At 45.2% G+C, this 217-nt stretch carries 1 protein-coding gene; it reads left to right on the top strand.

Annotated elements, in window-relative coordinates:
- Positions 1-217 (top strand): hypothetical protein (locus KHB02_RS28270; RefSeq protein ID WP_241114162.1); only part of this gene is annotated, 217 nt, incomplete at both ends.

The following is a 217-nucleotide window of genomic DNA, read 5'->3' as shown; positions in this document are numbered from 1 at the left end:
GCAGAGGCGAAATTAGTAGCGCCAGAGGTGAAATCACCGAAGTATGATGATGCCGTTTGGTACTACGGCCAAAACAATTACTACAATGCCGTTTATTTCGCAGGTGTAGCACTTTCTGAAGGGGATAACCGTCAGGAAGCAAAAGACCTCATGAACAAAGCAGCGAAAGCATTATTCGATACAGCGACAAACATGAGCACTGTAGACGCAGAAAATG

It is taken from the genome of Neobacillus citreus, assembly GCF_018343545.2.
Classification (GTDB): Bacteria; Bacillota; Bacilli; order Bacillales; family Cytobacillaceae; genus Neobacillus; species Neobacillus citreus.
Note: the sequence above shows the minus strand (reverse complement) of the source record. Positions and strands in the feature narration are given on the sequence as shown.